At 58.2% G+C, this 18,156-nt stretch carries 14 protein-coding genes; 3 read left to right on the top strand and 11 right to left on the bottom strand.

Translation table 11 applies throughout. The annotated features are described in order from the left end of the window. Nucleotides 1-60 precede the first annotated feature (60 nt). The 5 genes from FHU12_RS12755 to FHU12_RS12735 form a co-directional block, all read right to left on the bottom strand. On the bottom strand, nucleotides 61-1,251 hold the full coding sequence (locus FHU12_RS12755; RefSeq protein WP_141969738.1) for an amino acid aminotransferase: 1,191 nt from the start codon (nucleotides 1,249-1,251) through the stop codon (nucleotides 61-63). Between the two features lie 245 nt (nucleotides 1,252-1,496). After that, the gene (gene ompC / locus FHU12_RS12750) at nucleotides 1,497-2,621 is read right to left on the bottom strand and encodes a porin OmpC (protein WP_060421783.1); all 1,125 of its coding nucleotides are present in this window, start codon (nucleotides 2,619-2,621) and stop codon (nucleotides 1,497-1,499) included. A 301-nt stretch (nucleotides 2,622-2,922) separates the two neighbouring features. Further along, nucleotides 2,923-4,323 (bottom strand): asparagine--tRNA ligase, encoded by a 1,401-nt coding sequence (gene asnS / locus FHU12_RS12745; protein WP_141969736.1) that lies wholly within the window; start codon nucleotides 4,321-4,323, stop codon nucleotides 2,923-2,925. 213 nt (nucleotides 4,324-4,536) lie between these two features. After that, a complete protein-coding gene (gene pncB, locus FHU12_RS12740) occupies nucleotides 4,537-5,742 on the bottom strand; it encodes a nicotinate phosphoribosyltransferase (protein WP_141969734.1) in 1,206 nt (401 codons plus the stop codon). Between the two features lie 255 nt (nucleotides 5,743-5,997). After that, the gene (locus tag FHU12_RS12735; protein WP_141969732.1) at nucleotides 5,998-7,698 is read right to left on the bottom strand and encodes a GGDEF domain-containing protein; all 1,701 of its coding nucleotides are present in this window, start codon (nucleotides 7,696-7,698) and stop codon (nucleotides 5,998-6,000) included. A gap of 335 nt (nucleotides 7,699-8,033) precedes the next feature. Between FHU12_RS12735 and pepN the strand changes: the two genes are divergently transcribed. Then, nucleotides 8,034-10,652, top strand: a complete 2,619-nt coding sequence (gene pepN / locus FHU12_RS12730; protein ID WP_141969730.1) for an aminopeptidase N — start codon at nucleotides 8,034-8,036, stop codon at nucleotides 10,650-10,652. Nucleotides 10,653-10,713: 61 nt separating this feature from the next. Here the strand turns inward: pepN and ssuB are convergent, their stop codons facing one another. Genes ssuB through ssuE form a run of 5 tightly spaced genes read right to left on the bottom strand, consistent with a single transcriptional unit; the run spans nucleotide 10,714 to nucleotide 15,026 of the window. Then, nucleotides 10,714-11,487: an aliphatic sulfonates ABC transporter ATP-binding protein gene (gene ssuB / locus FHU12_RS12725; RefSeq protein WP_141969728.1), complete on the bottom strand. Its 774-nt coding sequence runs from the start codon at nucleotides 11,485-11,487 to the stop codon at nucleotides 10,714-10,716. Further along, nucleotides 11,484-12,278, bottom strand: a complete 795-nt coding sequence (gene ssuC, locus FHU12_RS12720) for an aliphatic sulfonate ABC transporter permease SsuC (RefSeq protein ID WP_141969726.1) — start codon at nucleotides 12,276-12,278, stop codon at nucleotides 11,484-11,486. The genes ssuB and ssuC overlap by 4 nt, the downstream gene beginning before the upstream one ends. A gap of 10 nt (nucleotides 12,279-12,288) precedes the next feature. Then, entirely contained in the window at nucleotides 12,289-13,437 is a 1,149-nt protein-coding gene (gene ssuD, locus FHU12_RS12715; RefSeq protein ID WP_060440269.1) for an FMNH2-dependent alkanesulfonate monooxygenase, read from the bottom strand. A 20-nt stretch (nucleotides 13,438-13,457) separates the two neighbouring features. Further along, entirely contained in the window at nucleotides 13,458-14,423 is a 966-nt protein-coding gene (locus FHU12_RS12710) for a sulfonate ABC transporter substrate-binding protein (RefSeq protein WP_141969724.1), read from the bottom strand. Between the two features lie 24 nt (nucleotides 14,424-14,447). Further along, entirely contained in the window at nucleotides 14,448-15,026 is a 579-nt protein-coding gene (gene ssuE / locus FHU12_RS12705) for an NADPH-dependent FMN reductase (protein WP_141969722.1), read from the bottom strand. A 258-nt stretch (nucleotides 15,027-15,284) separates the two neighbouring features. Between ssuE and pyrD the strand changes: the two genes are divergently transcribed. Further along, nucleotides 15,285-16,295, top strand: a complete 1,011-nt coding sequence (pyrD, locus tag FHU12_RS12700) for a quinone-dependent dihydroorotate dehydrogenase (protein ID WP_019454516.1) — start codon at nucleotides 15,285-15,287, stop codon at nucleotides 16,293-16,295. A gap of 176 nt (nucleotides 16,296-16,471) precedes the next feature. After that, nucleotides 16,472-17,020: a cell division protein ZapC gene (locus FHU12_RS12695; protein ID WP_004928171.1), complete on the top strand. Its 549-nt coding sequence runs from the start codon at nucleotides 16,472-16,474 to the stop codon at nucleotides 17,018-17,020. A 6-nt stretch (nucleotides 17,021-17,026) separates the two neighbouring features. On the opposite strand, the gene FHU12_RS12690 is transcribed toward FHU12_RS12695, so the two are convergent. Continuing rightward, on the bottom strand, nucleotides 17,027-18,130 hold the full coding sequence (locus FHU12_RS12690) for a YcbX family protein (RefSeq protein ID WP_141969720.1): 1,104 nt from the start codon (nucleotides 18,128-18,130) through the stop codon (nucleotides 17,027-17,029). Nucleotides 18,131-18,156 lie beyond the last annotated feature (26 nt).

Here is an 18,156-nt window from a genome sequence, read left to right as displayed (position 1 = left end):
GGCAGAAATAATCAAGGGGCGCATAGAGCGCCCCTTTTTTTATGACCTGCGTCGATGCTTTTAGAGCACGGCGACGATGGCTTCACACAGTGGCGCCATGTTGTCCGGCGTCATGCCGGCCACGTTCACCCGGCCTGAGTTCACGGCGTAGACGCCGAACTCTTCGCGCAGACGCAGCACCTGTTCTTTGGTCAGGCCGCTGAACGAGAACATGCCGTTCTGCTGGATGATGAAGCTGAAGTCCTGCTGCGCGCCTTTCTCCTGCAGAGTATTCACGAACAGCTGACGCATGCGGTGAATACGCTGGCGCATATCGGTCAGCTCTTGTTCCCACATCGCGCGCAGAGCGTCGTTGCCCAGAATGGTAGCGACCACGGCGGCGCCGTGTGACGGCGGGTTGGAGTAGTTGGCGCGAATCGCCGCTTTCACCTGGCTAAAGGCGCGGTCGGCGGTTTCGGCATCGGCGGCGACAATAGTGCAAGCGCCGACGCGCTCATTGTACAGACCGAAGTTTTTCGAGTAGGAACTGGCGACGATCAGCTCTTGATGTTTGGCGGCGAAAATACGCAGGCCTTGAGCATCCTCTTCCAGGCCGTTGGCGAAGCCCTGATAAGCGAAGTCGAACAGCGGCAGCCAGCCATTGGCGACGGAAAGTTCGGCCAGCTGCGCCCACTGTTCTGCCGTTGGATCGATACCGGTCGGGTTATGGCAGCAGCCGTGGAACAGCACGACATCACCGGCCTGGGCCTGTTTCAGGCTGTTCAGCAGGCCGTCGAAATCCAACGCGTGGTTGGCGGCGTCGTAGTAGGCGTATTCCAGCACTTCCAGGCCCACGGCGCTAAAGACGTTCTTGTGGTTCGGCCAGCTTGGGTTGCTGATCCAGATGCGTTTGGCGCTGGTTTGGTTAGCGATAAAGTCTGCCGCCACGCGCAGGCCGCCGGTGCCGCCTGGCGTCTGTGCGGTGCGCGCGCGACGATCGGCGACGATCGGGCTCTCTTTACCGAACAATAGCTCTTGAGTGCAGCTGGCGAACGCCGGAATGCCCTCAATACCGAGATAGTTTTTGGTGGTCTCATTTTCCAGCAGATACTGTTCAGCTTTTTTTACGCTGGTCAGCACCGGGGTTTTACCGGTTTCGTCTTTATAAACGCCAATCCCTAAATTGATTTTATTCGGGCGGGCGTCGGCGCGGAAAATGTCGGTCAGACCCAGGATCGGGTCGGCGGGTGCGGCGGTGATTTTTTCAAACATGTCAGGTGCTTCCAAATCTCGGAGTTAAGCAGACAGAAACATCAGGGTAACGCCAGTTATCGGCTTTGCCAACCGTTTGCGACAAAAACACCGCGATCTTGTGAAGGGGGAGAGTTAGGCAGAAAAAATGATGGGGAAGGAGAAGTTGGCAGGATAAAAAATTACCGGCCGACACAAATAAAAACAGGGCCGAAGCCCTGTTTTTTTAACTTAGCCGACGGTAAACCGCCGTTAAGCGAGACAACTTAGAACTGGTACACCAGACCAACAGCTACGATATCGTCAGTAGCGGTGCCGGTTGCTTTGGTGAACGCGTTGTCATCCAGCAGGTTGATTTTGTAATCAACGTAGGTGGACATGTTTTTGTTGAAGTAGTAAGTGGTACCAACAGAAACATATTTAACCAGATCCTGGTCAGAACCCGCGCCTGGGACGTTCAGGTTCTTGCCTTTAGACTGCAGGTAAGACACTTCTGGACGCAGACCGAAGTCGAACTGGTACTGAGCAGTCACTTCGAAGTTCTGAGTTTTGCTGGCGAAGCCGCCGCATTTTTCAGAAGCAGCACAGGTGTTAGTGAAGTCACCGCCGCCGAATGGAGTCATGTTACGGGTTTCTGCGTACATGGCCGCCAGGTAAACGTTGTTGGCGTCGTATTTCGCGCCCACGGTCCATGCGTCAGCCTTGTCGCCACGCTCGTTGGAACGCAGTTTCTGATCGTCGGTACGGTTGGAAGAAGCGTATGCAGCGCCGAAGCTTACGCCTTCGCCGATGTCATAAGTAGAGGAGATACCCCAGCCGTCGCCGTTCTGTTTCTTAACGTCACGACCGTCGTTCTGGTTCTTGCCCTGGTATTGCAGAGCGAAGTTCAGGCCGTCAACCAGACCGAAGAAGTTGTTGTTACGATAGGTCGCAACGCCGTTGGTACGGCCGGTCATGAAGTTGTCGGTGTAGGTGTAGGTATCGCCACCGAACTCTGGCAGCATATCGGTCCAGCCTTCCACGTCGTACAGTACGCCGTAGTTACGGCCGTAGTCGAAGGAGCCGTAGTCAGCGAATTTCAGACCAGCAAAGCCCAGACGGGTTTTGGTGCCTTCGGTGCCCTGAGACTCGGAGTGGTTGGACTGAACGTTGTATTCCCACTGGCCGTAACCGGTCAGTTGGTCAGTAATCTGAGTTTCACCTTTGAAGCCAAAACGAACATAGGTCTGATCGCCGTCATTACCTTTGTCTTTGGAGAAGTAGTGCAGACCGTCAACTTTGCCGTACAGATCCAGCTTGTTGCCGTCTTTGTTGTAGATTTCAGCTGCGTTTGCTGCACCAGCAGCCAACAGAGCCGGGATAACCACTGCAAGAATGTTGCGCTTCATCATTATTACCCTCATTGGTGTTATTCGGACACCTTTGCCACTGCCGCCAATAATTCTTTGGGAACTATTGTTGATAGATTGGTGTCGTCCTGTGTCTGAACGCAGTGTTCCATTCACAGGCGGGTTAATCTAGGACGAAAATGATACCAATGTCCCAATCAGATTGCAAAAGGAAAGCATGTGTAACCAAATGTAATTTTTAGGGAACTTTGTGACGTGCGTCAATATTAAAAAATGCGAAAGGCCAGCGATGCTGGCCTTTGTTTTGTAACGAAATCGTTTAAAAAACGTTTGATCGTATAAATTAGAAGCTTGCGTTACGTGGCGTGCGTGGGAACGGGATCACATCGCGCACGTTTTGCACGCCGGTGACATAGGCGATTAAACGTTCAAAGCCCAGGCCGAAACCGGAATGCGGCACGGTGCCGTAGCGGCGCAGATCGCGATACCACCAGTAGTCTTCTTTATTCAGCCCCATCTCTTCCAGACGCTGATCGAGCACGTCGAGGCGTTCTTCACGCTGCGAGCCGCCGATGATTTCGCCGATGCCCGGTGCCAGCACGTCCATGGCCGCGACGGTTTTGCCGTCTTCGTTCATGCGCATATAGAACGCTTTGATGTCTTTCGGGTAGTTTTTCACCACCACCGGCGCCTGGAAGTGTTTCTCCGCCAGGTAACGTTCATGCTCGGAAGAGAGATCGATGCCCCAGGAAACCGGGTTTTCGAAGGTTTGGCCCGAGGCCAGCAGGATCTCGATGGCGTCGGTGTAGTCCACTTGGGCGAAATCGGAAGAAACGAAACGCTCCAGACGAGAGATTGCGTCTTTATCCACGCGCTCGGCGAAGAATTTCAGGTCATCGGCACGCTCATCCAGCACCGCCTGGAACACATACTTCAACATGCTTTCGGCCAGGCCGGCAACGTCGTCCAGCGTCGCGAAGGCCACTTCCGGCTCGATCATCCAGAATTCCGCCAGGTGGCGGCTGGTGTTGGAGTTTTCGGCGCGGAAGGTTGGGCCGAAGGTGTAAACCTTGGACAGCGCGCAGGCGTAGGTTTCGCCGTTCAGCTGGCCGGAAACGGTAAGGAAGGCTTCTTTACCGAAGAAGTCTTCGCTGAAGTCGACGGTGCCTTTGTCGGTGCGTGGCAGGTTTTCCAGATCCAGCGTGGACACGCGGAACATCTCGCCGGCGCCTTCGGTATCGGAGGCGGTGATCAGTGGGGTGGAGACCCAGAAATAACCGTTTTCATGGAAGAAGCGGTGGATCGCCTGCGCCAGGGTATGACGCACGCGCGCTACGGCGCCAATCAGGTTGGTGCGCGGGCGCAGGTGGGCCACTTCGCGCAGGTATTCGATGCTGTGGCGTTTGGCCGCCATCGGGTAAGTGTCCGGATCGTCGACCCAACCGACCACTTTGATCGCGGTGGCCTGCAGTTCGAAGCTCTGGCCTTCGCCCGGTGAAGCGACGACCTTGCCGGTGACTTCAATCGAACAACCGGTGGTCAGATGCAGCACTTCATCCTGATAATTCGGCAGAGAATTATTAACGACGGCCTGTAACGGATCAAAGCAGGAACCGTCATAGACGGCCAGGAAGGAGATACCAGCTTTTGAATCTCTCCGGGTACGTACCCAGCCGCGTACGGTGACTTCACTGTCAACCGCAGCACGACCTTGCAGTACGTCGACTACAGGCACTACGCTCATAGATTTCTCTCTTTAATAATTTGGTTTAGAAATAGCTTACAACCCAAGAATATGGGGGTAATGGCTATGTTACTTGCCGCGGTGCAGAGCACAAGCAGAAATCATCGGATTGGCGCAACATTTATCGCGGCTGGCTGAAAAGAGGGCGGTCGGGATAAAAACAAAAAAGCCGGCGCGTGAACCGGGCCGGCTTTCTCTCTATATAAAGAAGGATCAGCTGGCTTTCTTCACCAGCGGCAGATCGAAGGCTTTGCGCAGGGCCCTGACGAACGCCTGATCCTGACAAATGGTTTTGCCGGGGCTATCGGAGAGCTTGGCCACCGGTTTGCCTTTGCATTCGACCAGCTTGATCACGATATTCAATGGCTTGACGCCGGGAATATCGCAGGTCAGTCGCGTACCGATGCCGAAGCCGAGATTGATGCGCTGATAGAAGTGGCGGTAGAGCGCCAGTGCTTTTTCCAGATCCAGATTGTCCGAGAACACCAGCGTTTTGCTCATCGGATCGATGCCCAGTTTTTCGTAGTGGGCAATGGCTTTTTCACCCCACTCGACGGGATCGCCCGAATCGTGGCGCAGCCCCTGATAACGCTCGGCGAACTGCGGGCCGAAGTCGCGCAGGAAGGCATCCATGGTAATGCAGTCGGTGAGCGCGATGCCGAGCTGATCCGGGTATTCGTCCAACCAGGCCTGCAATGCGGCGCGCTGGCTGTTGGCCAGCACCGGGCTTATCTGCTGGTGCGCCTGGAACCATTCATGCGCCTGCGTGCCGACCGGCGCCAGGCCGAGCTGGTGCGCAAGATCGTAATTGCTGGTGCCCGACAGGTACGGGAATTCGGTCTGCAAGGTGCTGACGATGGCCTGCTGAACGCCCTGAGAGAAACGGCGACGGGTGCCGAAGTCCATCAGCTTGAAGCGCGAAAGGTCCAGATCGCCCGCCAGCGTTTTGAACTGCGCCAGCTTGGTTTGTAGGTGTGCTACCGCCTGTTCCGGCGTCGCCAGCGGCGAACGCCGGCGGTGCACCACTTCGCTGATCACCGCCAGCAGCGGCACTTCCCACATGATCACTTCGCGCCACGGCCCGGCGATGCGGATATGCAGCTTGCCGTCGCGGTTCTCGACGATCACCTGCTGCGGATCGTAGCGGAACGTCCGCAGCCAGCTCAGGTAATCCTGGCGGAAGAAGGGCAGGCCCGAGAGATAAGCGAATTCGGCGTCGGTCAGTGCCAGCCGGCTCATCAGCGCCACCTGGGCGCGGATCTCGTCGGCATATTCGCCCAGCAGTTCGTCGCTGCGGCAGCGGAATTCCGCCGCCACGCTGATCGCGGGATAGCGATGGAACACTGCTTGCTGCATATGAAGCTTATAAGCATCGGTATCAAGCAGTGATGTCAAAATCGGGGAAGCGTATTGAGTCATAGCGCGTTACAGCATCCTCGTCAGGCGCGTGTCCAAATCCGGATAATCATAAAAGTGGGGGTGGAGTATACCCGGATTATCCTGTTATTGAAGCTGCATCACACCATAAATCACCAAAGCGGGTCGAGGATTAAACGTGCCTTTATGGCGGCCTGGCGGCAGCGGGGAGGAAAAAAAGCCAGATATGCCTGTAAGGTGAATGACTTAGCCTAATTAGTCATAAAAATTATAATGTTAATTATTTTAAACAGCGAATCAGATAAACCCGACCTGAGTGTGTACGCTGACCCGATCCTTGCCGTTCTTTTTGCAAAAATAGAGTGCTTCATCCGCCTGTTTGATTGCGGCCTGCAGCGCGGTGAACGCGTTGACCGGCGCAATGCCGCAGCTGGTAGTGAAACGCACTTGCCGTCCATCGGCCAGATTTAGCGTCAGGCGATGAGTACGGGTGCGCAATTGCTCCATGATGTCCCGCGCGTTGTCCAACGAACAGTTGCCCAGCAGCACCGCGAATTCTTCGCCGCCGTAGCGGCAGAAAATGTCGCTGGCGCGGAACGCACGTTGCAGCAGGTGGCCGAATGCTACCAGCGCCCGGTCCCCCACGTCGTGGCCGTAGCTGTCGTTGAGCTGTTTGAAGTTGTCGATATCGATCAGGCAAAAGGCCTGTGGATAGCTGCCGTCGCCCAGCAGCTGACATTCAAGGAAGAATTTACGGCGGTTATAAATATTGGTGAGCGGATCGAGAAAGGAAGAGGCCTCGAGCTCTTTAATCAGCAGTTGCTTCTCACTTTCCAGCGAGACCTTGTCCAACTGGTATTGTCTGAGTTGCTGAATAGCGTCGCTGATGGCGATCAGTTCCCGGCTATAGAAGGCGTCGTTGCGATCGATGTCCATCTCGCCGCGCGACAGCCGGACGATATTGTTGTGGGTCTTGGTCAGCCAACGGTTAATGCTGGTGCAGAACACCAGCGCCGGCAAAATGAACAATAACACCCCCAGGCCGGCGAGCGCGATCATGCCGTAAATGGTGGTCTGGCTATCGTAAATTTTGTGACGCGAAGCGACGGTTTCCAGCTCGAAGCTACGTTGATACAGCGCCTGCGAAAGCCCGCTCAGCTCATCGACATAGCGCGAAATAAGCGCTGCGGGATAGGGTTTTTGGGTATTGATGGCGGTGTATAACCCATCGGTGATCTGCTTGAGACGTTCGGCCGACACCAGGGTGAGCAACTGATTGACGATGTCGGTGGTTTGCACGTCGTCGTAGTTGATCTTCATGAAGATCAATCGGGTGCTCAGCGCGTTCAGCACGCCGGTCAACTGAATGGACTTCAGATAGGCGTCTTTGCGATCGAGCGGGTTGACGTTGACGTCGATAATCTGATCGCTTAACTCCGTCAGTGACATATTCAGCCGGTTGTTGAGGCGAATGGCCTCGAGAAACATAAAGGAATCGGTATCCACCATCCGGGTATCGTAGGTGTAGCGGTAATAGCTCTTGCTGGTTTGCGAGATGTAATAGGCGCTGTTGATGTTGAACAGATTGGCATTGGCGTTGTTGACCTGCGAAAGCTGCAGGTTGTCGTTATCCAACAGCTGTTCCATCAGACCGATCATCGACAGCGCAGCGATTTTTTGCCGTACCCCGAGCTGCCTGGCGACCGGATCGTTCAGATGCTCGCGGATCCGGGTAATTTTCTCGCGCGCCATCCGATCGGCGGCCAAACATTGCGCGCGGGTGATTTGCGAATCGATCAGGCTCAATCGTTTGAGGCGGTGAGCCTGCAGCGAGGCCTGGAAGGCCTCGGAGATTTCTTTGGCGCGATCGATCTTATACAGGTTGAGCTGGTTATCGCGGTAGTCGGTATGGGCTTCGAGCAGCTCCTCGACGATGAACAGCGAGAAGGAGGTCATCAGGCACAGGGTAAAAAAATAGATTACGTATTTGATTTTCATAGTGCGAGTCATCCCTGGGCCTGATTCGGCAATTATACCACTATGCCGCCTGTGCCGCCTCAACTATGCCGGCTCGCTCGGACGGCGGTTTTTTAGCATTAAATGCTGATTTTTATTTGGCCATTGGTCACCCGCGCTGTCGTCTGACGGGCGATTTATGATTTGCCTCTGATTTCTCTCTCGTGGTCACCCGGCGGCTCTGGGCTTTTCGGCCAGCTGTGATACAGTTTATTCACAATCAGGTCCGCCGCGCGCCGCAGGGGAACACACCGGCTGTGGCGCGGAGGAGAAGAGCGGCCTGCACCTATAACTCACTGAGACGTTTAAGGGTTTTTATGACACAACAGCCACAGGCAAAATATCGCCACGATTATCGCGCGCCTGATTACACCACGACCGATATCGATTTGGACTTCAGTCTGGACGCGGAAACCACGCGCGTGACCGCCGTCAGTAAAATCAAACGTCAGGGCGCGGCCGGCGCCCCGCTGGTGCTGGATGGCGAAGATCTGACGCTGGTGAGCATTCAGGTCGACGGGCAACCGTGGAGTGCCTATCGTCAGCAGGATAACCAGCTGATCATCGAAGAGCTGCCGGCACAATTCACTCTTACCATCGTCAACGATATTCACCCGGCGAAAAACACCGCGCTGGAAGGGCTGTACCTGTCCGGCGATGCGCTGTGCACGCAATGCGAAGCCGAAGGCTTCCACCATATTACCTATTACCAGGATCGCCCGGACGTGCTGGCGCGCTTTACTACCCGCATCGTGGCCGACAAGGCGCGCTATCCGTTCCTGCTGTCTAACGGCAACCGCATCGGCCAGGGCGAATTGGCCGATGGCCGCCACTGGGTGCAATGGCAGGATCCGTTCCCGAAACCCTGCTACCTGTTCGCGCTGGTGGCGGGGGACTTCGACGTGCTGCGCGACAGCTTCACCACCCGTTCCGGCCGTAAGGTCGCGCTGGAGCTGTTCGTCGATCGCGGCAACCTGGATCGCGCCGACTGGGCGATGACTTCGCTGAAGAACTCGATGAAGTGGGACGAGACCCGCTTCGGCCTGGAATACGATCTCGACATTTATATGATTGTGGCGGTCGATTTCTTCAATATGGGCGCGATGGAGAACAAAGGGTTAAATATCTTTAACTCCAAATATGTGCTGGCGAAGGCGGAAACCGCCACCGACAAGGATTACCTGAACATCGAAGCGGTGATCGGCCACGAATATTTCCACAACTGGACCGGTAACCGCGTGACCTGCCGCGACTGGTTCCAGCTCAGCCTGAAAGAGGGGCTGACGGTGTTCCGCGATCAGGAGTTCAGCTCCGATCTGGGATCGCGCTCGGTCAACCGCATCGACAACGTGCGCGTGATGCGCGGCGCGCAGTTCGCCGAAGACGCCAGCCCGATGGCGCATGCCATCCGCCCGGACAAAGTGATCGAGATGAACAACTTCTACACCCTGACGGTGTATGAAAAGGGTTCCGAAGTGATCCGCATGATGCACACCCTGCTGGGGGAAGCGAACTTCCAGAAAGGGATGCAGCTCTATTTCGAACGCCACGACGGCAGCGCCGCCACCTGCGACGATTTCGTGCAGGCGATGGAGGATGCGTCCAACGTCGATCTGTCGCGCTTCCGCCGTTGGTATAGCCAGTCCGGCACGCCGCTGTTGACGGTGCGCGACGAATACGACGCACAAACCCAGCAGTATCGCCTGCATGTCAGCCAGAAAACCGCGCCGACCGCCGATCAGCCGGAGAAGTTACCGCTGCATATCCCGCTGGATATCGAACTGTACGACAGCGAAGGCAACGTCATTCCATTGCAAAAGGGCGGCCTGCCGGTTAACAACGTGCTGAACGTCACCGAAGCGGAGCAGACCTTCGTGTTCGACGGCGTGGCGCACAAGCCGGTGCCGTCGCTGCTGCGCGAATTCTCCGCGCCGGTGAAGCTGGACTATCCGTACAGCGATCAGCAGCTGACCTTCCTGATGCAGCACGCACGCAATGAATTTGCGCGTTGGGATGCGGCACAGAGCCTGCTGGCGACCTATATCAAGCTGAACGTGGCGCGGCACCAGCAGAAGCAGCCGCTGTCGCTGCCGCTGCACGTGGCCGATGCGTTCCGCGCGGTGTTGCTGGACGAAAAGCTGGATCCGGCGCTGGCGGCGCAGATCCTGACGCTGCCGTCGGAGAACGAAATCGCCGAGCTGTTCGCCACCATCGATCCGGAAGCGATCGCTGCGGTGCACGAAGCGATAGTACGCTGCCTGGCGCGTGAGTTGGCCGATGAGTGGCTGGCGGTGTATCACGCCAACAAGACTGACGGCTACCGCGTGGAGCACGCCGAGATCGCCAAGCGCGCCTTGCGCAATGTATGCCTGGGCTACCTGGCGTTCGGCGAAGATGTCGCGCTGGCGGACGCGCTGGTGAGCGAACAGTATCGCCAGGCGGACAACATGACCGACTCGCTGGCGGCGCTGTCTGCTGCGGTCGCGGCCCAGCTGCCGTGCCGCGATACGCTGCTGGCGGCGTTCGACGAGCGCTGGCATCAGGATGGCCTGGTGATGGACAAATGGTTCGTGCTGCAGGGCAGCAGCCCGGCGGCAGACGTGCTGAGCAAGGTGCGTGCGCTGCTGCAACACCGTTCGTTCAGCCTGAGCAACCCGAACCGCACCCGCTCGTTGATTGGCGGCTTCGCTTCCGGCAACCCGGCGGCGTTCCATGCCGCGGACGGCAGCGGCTATCAGTTCCTGGCGGAGATCCTCAGCGATCTCAACCAGCGCAACCCGCAGATCGCCGCGCGCCTGATTGAACCGCTGATTCGCCTGAAGCGTTATGACGCGGGTCGCCAGGCGCTGATGCGCAAGGCGCTGGAACAGCTGAAAGGGTTGGAAAACCTGTCCGGCGATCTGTACGAGAAGATCAGCAAGGCGCTCGACGCCTGATCTTTTCGCGCTGATGCTGATAGAGATAAGGGACGGCCTGCGCCGTCCCTTTTTTATCCGTTCAATTTGCCGCCTGGCGCGAGCTGGCCCCGATAACCGGTGGCGATAATACCCGTTCCAGCACTTCGGCCTCCAGCTCAGCCAGCCGGGCTGACCCCTTGCGGCGCGGCCGCGGCAGGTCGAGGGTGAGATCCAGCCCGATGCGTCCCTCTTCGATCAGGATCACCCGATCTGCCAGCGCGATGGCTTCGCTAACGTCGTGCGTGACCAGCAGCACGGTAAAACCGTGCTGTTGCCACAGCGTTTCTATCAACCCCTGCATCTCGATACGCGTCAGGGCATCCAGCGCTCCGAGCGGTTCGTCCAGCAGCAGCAGGCGAGGGCGGTGGATCAGGGCGCGCGCCAGGGCGACCCGTTGTTTTTGCCCGCCGGACAACGCCGCCGGCCAGTCATGGGCGCGATCCGCCAAGCCGACCGCGTCCAGCGCCTGCAACGCCGCGTCGCGCCACTGGCCGCGCAACCCCAGCCCCACGTTGTCGATTACCGTTTTCCACGGCAGCAGGCGCGCATCCTGAAACATCAGCCGAGTATCTTCTTTAGCGGCGGCAAGCGGCGCGGTGCCGCTGAGCAGAGCGCCGCTGCTGGCCTGTTCCAGGCCGGCCAACAGGCGCAGCAGGGTGCTTTTGCCGCAGCCGCTGCGGCCGACCACCGCCACGAACTGCCCGGCGGGAATGCGCAGCTGAATATTGTCCAGCACCGTACGGTTGCCGTAACCTTTGCCGATGGACTCCAGCGTCACCGGTGTGCCTCGGGCAAGGCGAGCGGGAAGGGTCATAGCGCTTCTCCCTGTTTCAGTTGATAGGCCGGATGCCAGCGCAACCAGACGCGCTCCAGCAGCTGCGCGCCCACGTCCGCCAGCTTGCCGAGCAGGGCGTACAGCACGATCGCCACCACCACCACGTCGGTTTGCAGGAATTCACGCGCGTTCATCGCCAGGTAGCCGATGCCTGAGTTGGCCGAAATGGTTTCGGCGACGATCAGCGTCAGCCACATGAAGCCAAGAGCGAAACGCACGCCGACCATAATCGACGGCAGTGCGCCCGGCAGCACCACCTGTGTAAACAGGCGGAAACCGCTCAGGCCGTAGCTGCGGGCCATCTCCAACAGGCCGCGATCGATGTTCTTGATGCCGTGATAGGTATTGAGATAAATCGGGAACAGCGTACCGAGCGCCACCAAAAAGATCTTGGCGGATTCATCGATGCCGAACCACAGGATCACCAACGGGATCAGCGCCAGGTGCGGCACGTTGCGGATCATTTGCACCGAGCTGTCCAGCAGGCGTTCGCCCCAGCGCGAAAGCCCGGTAATAAAACCGAGGATCAGTCCGATGCTGCCGCCGATGCCAAAGCCGATCAACGCGCGCTGGCTGCTGATACTCAAGTGCTGCCACAGTTCGCCGCTTTTGCTCAGGCTCCAGAAGGCGGCCAGCACCGCGCTCGGCGCCGGCAAAATGCGGTTGGACAGCCAACCGGTTTCGACGGCGACCTGCCAGAGGAGCACCAGCGCCAGCGGCAGTGCCCAGGGGGCCAGCCGATACAGGATGCGTTGCGCGTTCTTAGCCATCGGGGCCTCCTCAGCTCTGCGACACTTTTTGCGGAACATAGATGTTGGCCACCACTTCGCCCTGCGGACGCACCGGCTGAAGGCGCGCAGGCGTTTCTTCCTGCGCCAGATCGAGGTGAGGGAACAGCAGTTCGCCGACGCGGTAGGCCTCTTCCAGATGCGGATAGCCGGAGAGAATAAAGGTATCGATGCCCAGATCGGCGTATTCCTGCATGCGCGCCGCGACCGTCGGGCCATCGCCCACCAGCGCGGTGCCGGCGCCGCCGCGCACCAGGCCGATGCCGGCCCACAGGTTCGGGCTGATCTCCAGGTTATCCTTTTTGCCGCCGTGCAACGCCGCCATGCGCCGTTGGCCGACGGAGTCGAAGCGCGCAAAGGCCTGCTGCGCGTTGGCGATGGTTTCCTCATCGAGGTGCGCGATCAGCCGGTCGGCGGCGCGCCAGGCCTCTTCGGTGGTTTCCCGCACGATGACATGCAGGCGGATACCGAAGCGTACCTGGCGGCCTTTCGCCGCTGCTTTGGCGCGAACCTCTTCGATCTTCTCTTTAACCTGCGCCGGCGGCTCTCCCCAGGTCAGATACAGTTCTACCTGTTCGGCGGCCAGATCCTGCGCGGCGGCGGAGGATCCGCCGAAATAGAGCGGCGGGCGCGGCTGCTGCACCGGCGGGAACAGCAGTTTGGCGCCTTTCACCTGAATATGCTTGCCGTCGAAATCGACGGTTTCGCCTTCCAGCACCCGGCGCCAGATATGGGTGAACTCGGTTGAGGCTTCGTAGCGCTCTTCATGGCTCAGGTGCAGCCCCTCGGCCGCCAGCTCTTCCGGATCGCCGCCGGTGACCAGATTGAACAGCGCACGCCCGTTGGACAGGCGATCCAGCGTTGCCGCCTGGCGCGCCGCCAGCGTAGGGGAGATGATGCCCGGCCGCAGCGCGACCAAAAACTTCAGCCGCTGGGTAACCGGGATCAGCGAGGCGGCCACCAGCCAGGAGTCTTCGCACGAGCGGCCGGTGGGGATCAGTACTCCGCCAAATCCCAGCCGATCCGCCGCCTGGGCGATCTGCTGCAAATAACCGTGATCGACGCTGCGCGCCCCCTGTGCGCTGCCAAGATAGTGGCCGTCGCCGTGGGTGGGTAAAAACCAGAAAACGTTCAGGCTCATCGTCAATGTTCTCCCATGAGTTATTGCGCGCTTGGGCGCCAGATGCGTTGCGAGATGTCAACCTTCACCGGCACCAGCCGGTTGGCGTAAAACAGGTCGGCGGTTTGCTGCTGCGCGGCGATCGTATGCGCATCGAGCGGTGTGATGGCGGTCGGGGGGCGGTGATCCAGATAGCTGGCGATCACCGGTTCCGGCAGCCCCATGGCGGTGGCCAGCAGGGTCACGCTTTGCGCCCGGTCGCTGCGGGTGAGCGCATCGGCCTGGGTCAGCACCGTCAAGACCTGGCTGATAAAGCTGCCGTTGGCTTCGGCATAGGGGCGCGCCGCCAGATAGAAGGAACCGGTCTGGTTCAGATCGGTGCCGTCTCCGAGCACCCGCACGCCGCCCTGCAGCAGCGCGGCGGAATAGTAAGGATCCCAGATGGCCCAGGCGTCGACGTTACCCTGCTGGAAGGCGGCGCGCGCATCGGCGGGCGTCAGATAGGCGGGCTGGATATCGGTGAACTGCAGGCCGGCCTTTTGCAGCGATCGCAGCAGCAGATTGTGCGAACTGGATCCTTTCTGGAAGGCGACCTTATGGCCTTTCAGATCGGCGACGGTTTTTATCGGGCTGTTTTCCGGCACCAGGATCACTTCGGCCTTGGGTTTGGGCGGCTCAACGCCGACATACAGCAGATCCGCGCCGGCAGCCTGCGCGAAGATCGGGGGAATATCGCCGGTGCTGCCCAGATCGATGCTGCCGACGTTCAAGGCTTCCAGCATCTGTGGGCCGGCGGGAAACTCGACCCAGCTGATACGGGTGGTGGGAAAACGTTCCTCCAGCAGCCGGTGGCTCTTCGCCAGTACCAGGCTGACCGACCCTTTTTGGTAGCCGATGCGGAACTGCGCCGGATCTTGCGCAGCGGCGGCATTGGCCCAGACCAGCGACAGCAGGCCGGTGAGGGCCGCAGCGTTCAGCCAGCGCCGTAAAGCGATACGTTCTTTCATTCAGGCTCTCCTTTTCCAGGCGTTTCAGGCGGTCTGACGCACCGCCAGCGGCGAGGCGACGCGCAGCGCGGGCGGTTTGCGGCGGCCCAGCGCCAGATAGAAACTGGCGAGCGCCTCGTCTAATCGGGCGGCCACGGCGTCGGTGAGCGTGGCGCCTTCGCCGGTCAGCTGGATCTGGCTGTCGTCGGCGAACACGCCGTGCAGCACTTCCTGTGCTTTCAGCGCCGCCAGCACCGGCTTGAGCGCATAGTCCACCGCCAGCATGTGGCCGACAGAACCGCCGGTTGCCAGCGGCAGCACCACCTTATGATCCAGTGCGCGCTCCGGCAGCAGATCCAGCAGGGTTTTCAGCGCCCCGGAGAACGACGCTTTATAAACCGGTGTGGAAATCAGCAGGCCGTCGGCCAGCGCCAGCTGGTCGGCAAACGCCTTGATCGCCGGACTGTTGAAGTTGGCGTACAGCAGATCTTCGGCATCGAAGTCGTGCAGGGTATAAGCCGTCACTTCCACCCCTTGCTGCCGCAGCCAGTTCTGACTCAGCGAGAGCAGCGCGGCGGAACGTGATGGGATGCGTGGGCTGCCGGCCAGTGATATAACGCGCATTGCCACTCCTTATAACTAAAAGTTAGGTTTAATTAGAAAATCAATGAGAAGTGTTTTAAACCTACCAGCAACCGGGCGCGTTTTTTAAATCTCATTTTTTGATTTGGATATGCGCAAAAGCGGATTGGCGCCGATTTGGCTGTGAAGCGGGAAAACGATTGCGTAAAAACGGCTTTTTTTGCCTTTAATCAATTCCAATTAGGCGGGGGATACCGGATAATACGCCCCCGGTTTGCAACCGGGAAATCAGGAGAGTCCATGTACTACCCCCTCATCAGGAAAGCGTTGTTCCAGCTCGATCCGGAGCGTGCGCACGAAGTGACCTTTCGTCAGCTCAGCCGTATTACCGGCACCCCATTAGCGTTTCTTGTCCGTCAGTCCGTGCCGACCAAACCGGTCAGCTGCATGGGGCTGTCGTTTAAAAACCCGCTGGGATTGGCCGCCGGTCTGGATAAAAACGGCGAGTGTATCGATGCGTTCGGCGCGATGGGCTTCGGCCATGTGGAAGTCGGCACCGTGACGCCGCGCCCGCAGCCGGGCAACGACAAGCCGCGCTTGTTCCGCGTGGTTGAGGCGGAAGGCCTGATCAACCGCATGGGGTTCAATAACCACGGCGTGGACAATCTGGTTGAAAACGTTAAGAAATCCCATTTTGGCGGCATTCTTGGGATCAATATCGGCAAGAATAAAGACACCCCGGTTGAACAGGGTAAAGACGATTATTTGATCTGCATGGATAAAGTTTATCCGTATGCCGGTTATATCGCGATTAACATCTCTTCACCGAATACGCCGGGGTTACGATCCTTACAGTATGGTGAAGCGCTGGACGATCTTTTGGCTGCGATTAAAAATAAGCAGCAGGAATTACATGCGCGCCATCACAAATATGTGCCGGTGGCGGTAAAGATCGCGCCGGATCTTTCAGAAGAAGAATTGATCCAAATTGCCGACAGCCTGGTGCGGCATAATATCGACGGCGTGATCGCCACCAATACCACGTTGGATCGAAAATTGATCCAGGGGTTAAATTACTGCGAACAAGCGGGCGGGTTAAGCGGGCGTCCGTTGCAATCACGCAGCACCGAAGTGATCCGTCGTCTCTCCACTGAACTGCAAGGGCGCCTGCCGATTATCGGCGTGGGCGGCATCGATTCGCTGACGGCGGCACGCGAAAAAATGGAGGCCGGCGCGAGCCTGCTGCAAATTTATTCCGGATTTATCTATCACGGCCCGCGTTTGATTAAAGATATCGTTACCCATATCTAATATTTTTCCTCTCATTTTATTCCGGGGGTTTATTTCTGCCCCCGGCTCGTCTATATTTTGTTCGTTAGCATAAATATCGTTCGCGGAATTATCCGATGTTTAAGCTATTTTATCGGTGATAAAATCGCCTTTTAGGGTGAGTGCGGTGTTGGCATAGGCAGCGAGAAGGATACGAAATGAAGATAAAACCTGACGATAATTGGCGTTGGTATTTTGATGCCGAACACGATCGGCTAATGCTGGATTTAGCTAATGGTATGATCTTCCGTTCACGTTTCCCGGCCAAAATGTTAACGCCGGACGCCTTTGATGAATGTGCTTTTTGCGTGGATGACGCCGCCCTTTATTTCACTTATGAAGAACAGTGCAAACAGGTCAAGCTTAGCCATGAACAGCGGGCCGAGCTGGTGTTGAATGCGCTGGTCGCCTACCGCTTCCTGAAACCGCTGATGCCAAAGAGCTGGCATTTCTCGCAGCAACACTACCCGTTGCAGCCGAAAAACGGCGAGCTGGCGGCGGTGAAAGTGATGGAAAGCGGCGCAGAAGCGCGCTTACTGGTGGTAGAGGCCGGGGATAACGCCAGCCTGTGCCTGCTGGCGCAAAATCAGCTGACGGTCGCCGGCCGCACCATGGTATTGGGCGATGCCATCAAGGTGATGCACGATCGGTTGAAACCCTGCGCGCAGGATGAAAGCGCCGCCCCGGCTTACGACAGGGCGGTATAAGGCGGATTACGCCAACGTCAAATCACTTTTCGGGATGCAGCTGCAGCACAGGATGGTGCCGTTGTCGCCCAGCGCGCTTTTCTTCAGGGGCGCGACGTCACCGCTCAGCAACGTAATGCGGCAGCTGCCGCAAATCCCGGCGCGGCAGGAGTAAGGGACGCGAATGCCTTGCTGTTCCAGCTGTTCGAGCAGGATCTGCTGGTTGTTGCCGGTAAACACCTTTCCTTCGTATTCGATAGTGACGCTGTGCTCGCTGTCTTGCGGCGCTTGCACGCTCTCCACCACTTTCCCGGCGCCATAAGGGCGCGGCGGCTTGGTCGACAGCACTTCCACCGTATCGCCCACGCGAATGATGCCGCTGTTACGCGCGATCATATTCTGGCCAAAATCGATGTCGCCGTTGTCGGCGGAACGGAATTTTTGCAGCGTGCTCAGCGGTTCGCCGCTCGGGTGCTTGCGGCCGCGCTCGGTGCTGACGGTGGTGAGCACGCAGCGGCTGCAGGGTTTCACCAGATCGAACATGACGTCGCCGACGCGGATCACCTGCCAGCCGTCCTCGGCCCAGGCGGTTGCGCCGCTCACCACCAGATTGGGGCGGAACTGCTCCAGCTTGATGCTGCCGGGGCAACGCTGCTGCAGATCGTTGAACGAAGCCTGGTTAATCAGCAAATAAGGATAGCCGTCGGCAAACGTCAGCGGGATTTCGGGGTGCTTCTTCACCCGGCGGGTCAACTCCGGCCCCAGCCAGCGCAGCTGTACGTCACGCTGGAAATAGCCGCTCAGCCAGCGGTTGATCTCATCCGGCGCGATCAGCGCGGTGAAATGGTTGCCCCATACCTCGGTCGGCTGCGGCGCGGCGGCGAAGTCGCTGAAGCGAATGGCAGCGCTTTCGCCGTCCGGTGCGGTCAGGAATAGCCCGTCCGGCAGCAGCGCCGGCGTGAACAGCACCATCTGCGGGTATTGGCGCGCGGTAATAAAGGTGCCATCCGGCTCGGTGATCATAAAGTTGCGGTCGAAGGCCAGACCGCTGCTGCCGACCTGGGCGTAAGAAAGCTGCAGACCGCGCAGTGATTTAACCGGATGGACGTAGAGTCTGGAAAGCGTGATCACCCTTATCTCCGTGCGATTATTAAATA

Origin of the sequence: Serratia marcescens, assembly GCF_006715005.1 — a bacterium.
In the GTDB taxonomy this organism is placed as follows: Bacteria; Pseudomonadota; Gammaproteobacteria; order Enterobacterales; family Enterobacteriaceae; genus Serratia; species Serratia montpellierensis.
Note: the sequence above shows the minus strand (reverse complement) of the source record. Positions and strands in the feature narration are given on the sequence as shown.

Bases quoted from the DNA above. Each gene is read 5' to 3' on its own strand.
- ompC (WP_060421783.1), bottom strand. From the start codon at position 2,621: ATGATGAAGCGCAACATTCTTGCAGTGGTTATCCCGGCTCTGTTGGCT.
- FHU12_RS12710 (WP_141969724.1), bottom strand. From the start codon at position 14,423: ATGAAAGAACGTATCGCTTTACGGCGCTGGCTGAACGCTGCGGCCCTC.
- ssuE (WP_141969722.1), bottom strand. From the start codon at position 15,026: ATGCGCGTTATATCACTGGCCGGCAGCCCACGCATCCCATCACGTTCC.
- FHU12_RS12695 (WP_004928171.1), top strand. From the start codon at position 16,472: ATGAAGATAAAACCTGACGATAATTGGCGTTGGTATTTTGATGCCGAA.
- pncB (WP_141969734.1), bottom strand. From the start codon at position 5,742: ATGACTCAATACGCTTCCCCGATTTTGACATCACTGCTTGATACCGAT.
- pepN (WP_141969730.1), top strand. From the start codon at position 8,034: ATGACACAACAGCCACAGGCAAAATATCGCCACGATTATCGCGCGCCT.
- pyrD (WP_019454516.1), top strand. From the start codon at position 15,285: ATGTACTACCCCCTCATCAGGAAAGCGTTGTTCCAGCTCGATCCGGAG.
- ssuB (WP_141969728.1), bottom strand. From the start codon at position 11,487: ATGACCCTTCCCGCTCGCCTTGCCCGAGGCACACCGGTGACGCTGGAG.
- ssuC (WP_141969726.1), bottom strand. From the start codon at position 12,278: ATGGCTAAGAACGCGCAACGCATCCTGTATCGGCTGGCCCCCTGGGCA.
- asnS (WP_141969736.1), bottom strand. From the start codon at position 4,323: ATGAGCGTAGTGCCTGTAGTCGACGTACTGCAAGGTCGTGCTGCGGTT.
- FHU12_RS12735 (WP_141969732.1), bottom strand. From the start codon at position 7,698: ATGAAAATCAAATACGTAATCTATTTTTTTACCCTGTGCCTGATGACC.
- FHU12_RS12755 (WP_141969738.1), bottom strand. From the start codon at position 1,251: ATGTTTGAAAAAATCACCGCCGCACCCGCCGACCCGATCCTGGGTCTG.
- ssuD (WP_060440269.1), bottom strand. From the start codon at position 13,437: ATGAGCCTGAACGTTTTCTGGTTTTTACCCACCCACGGCGACGGCCAC.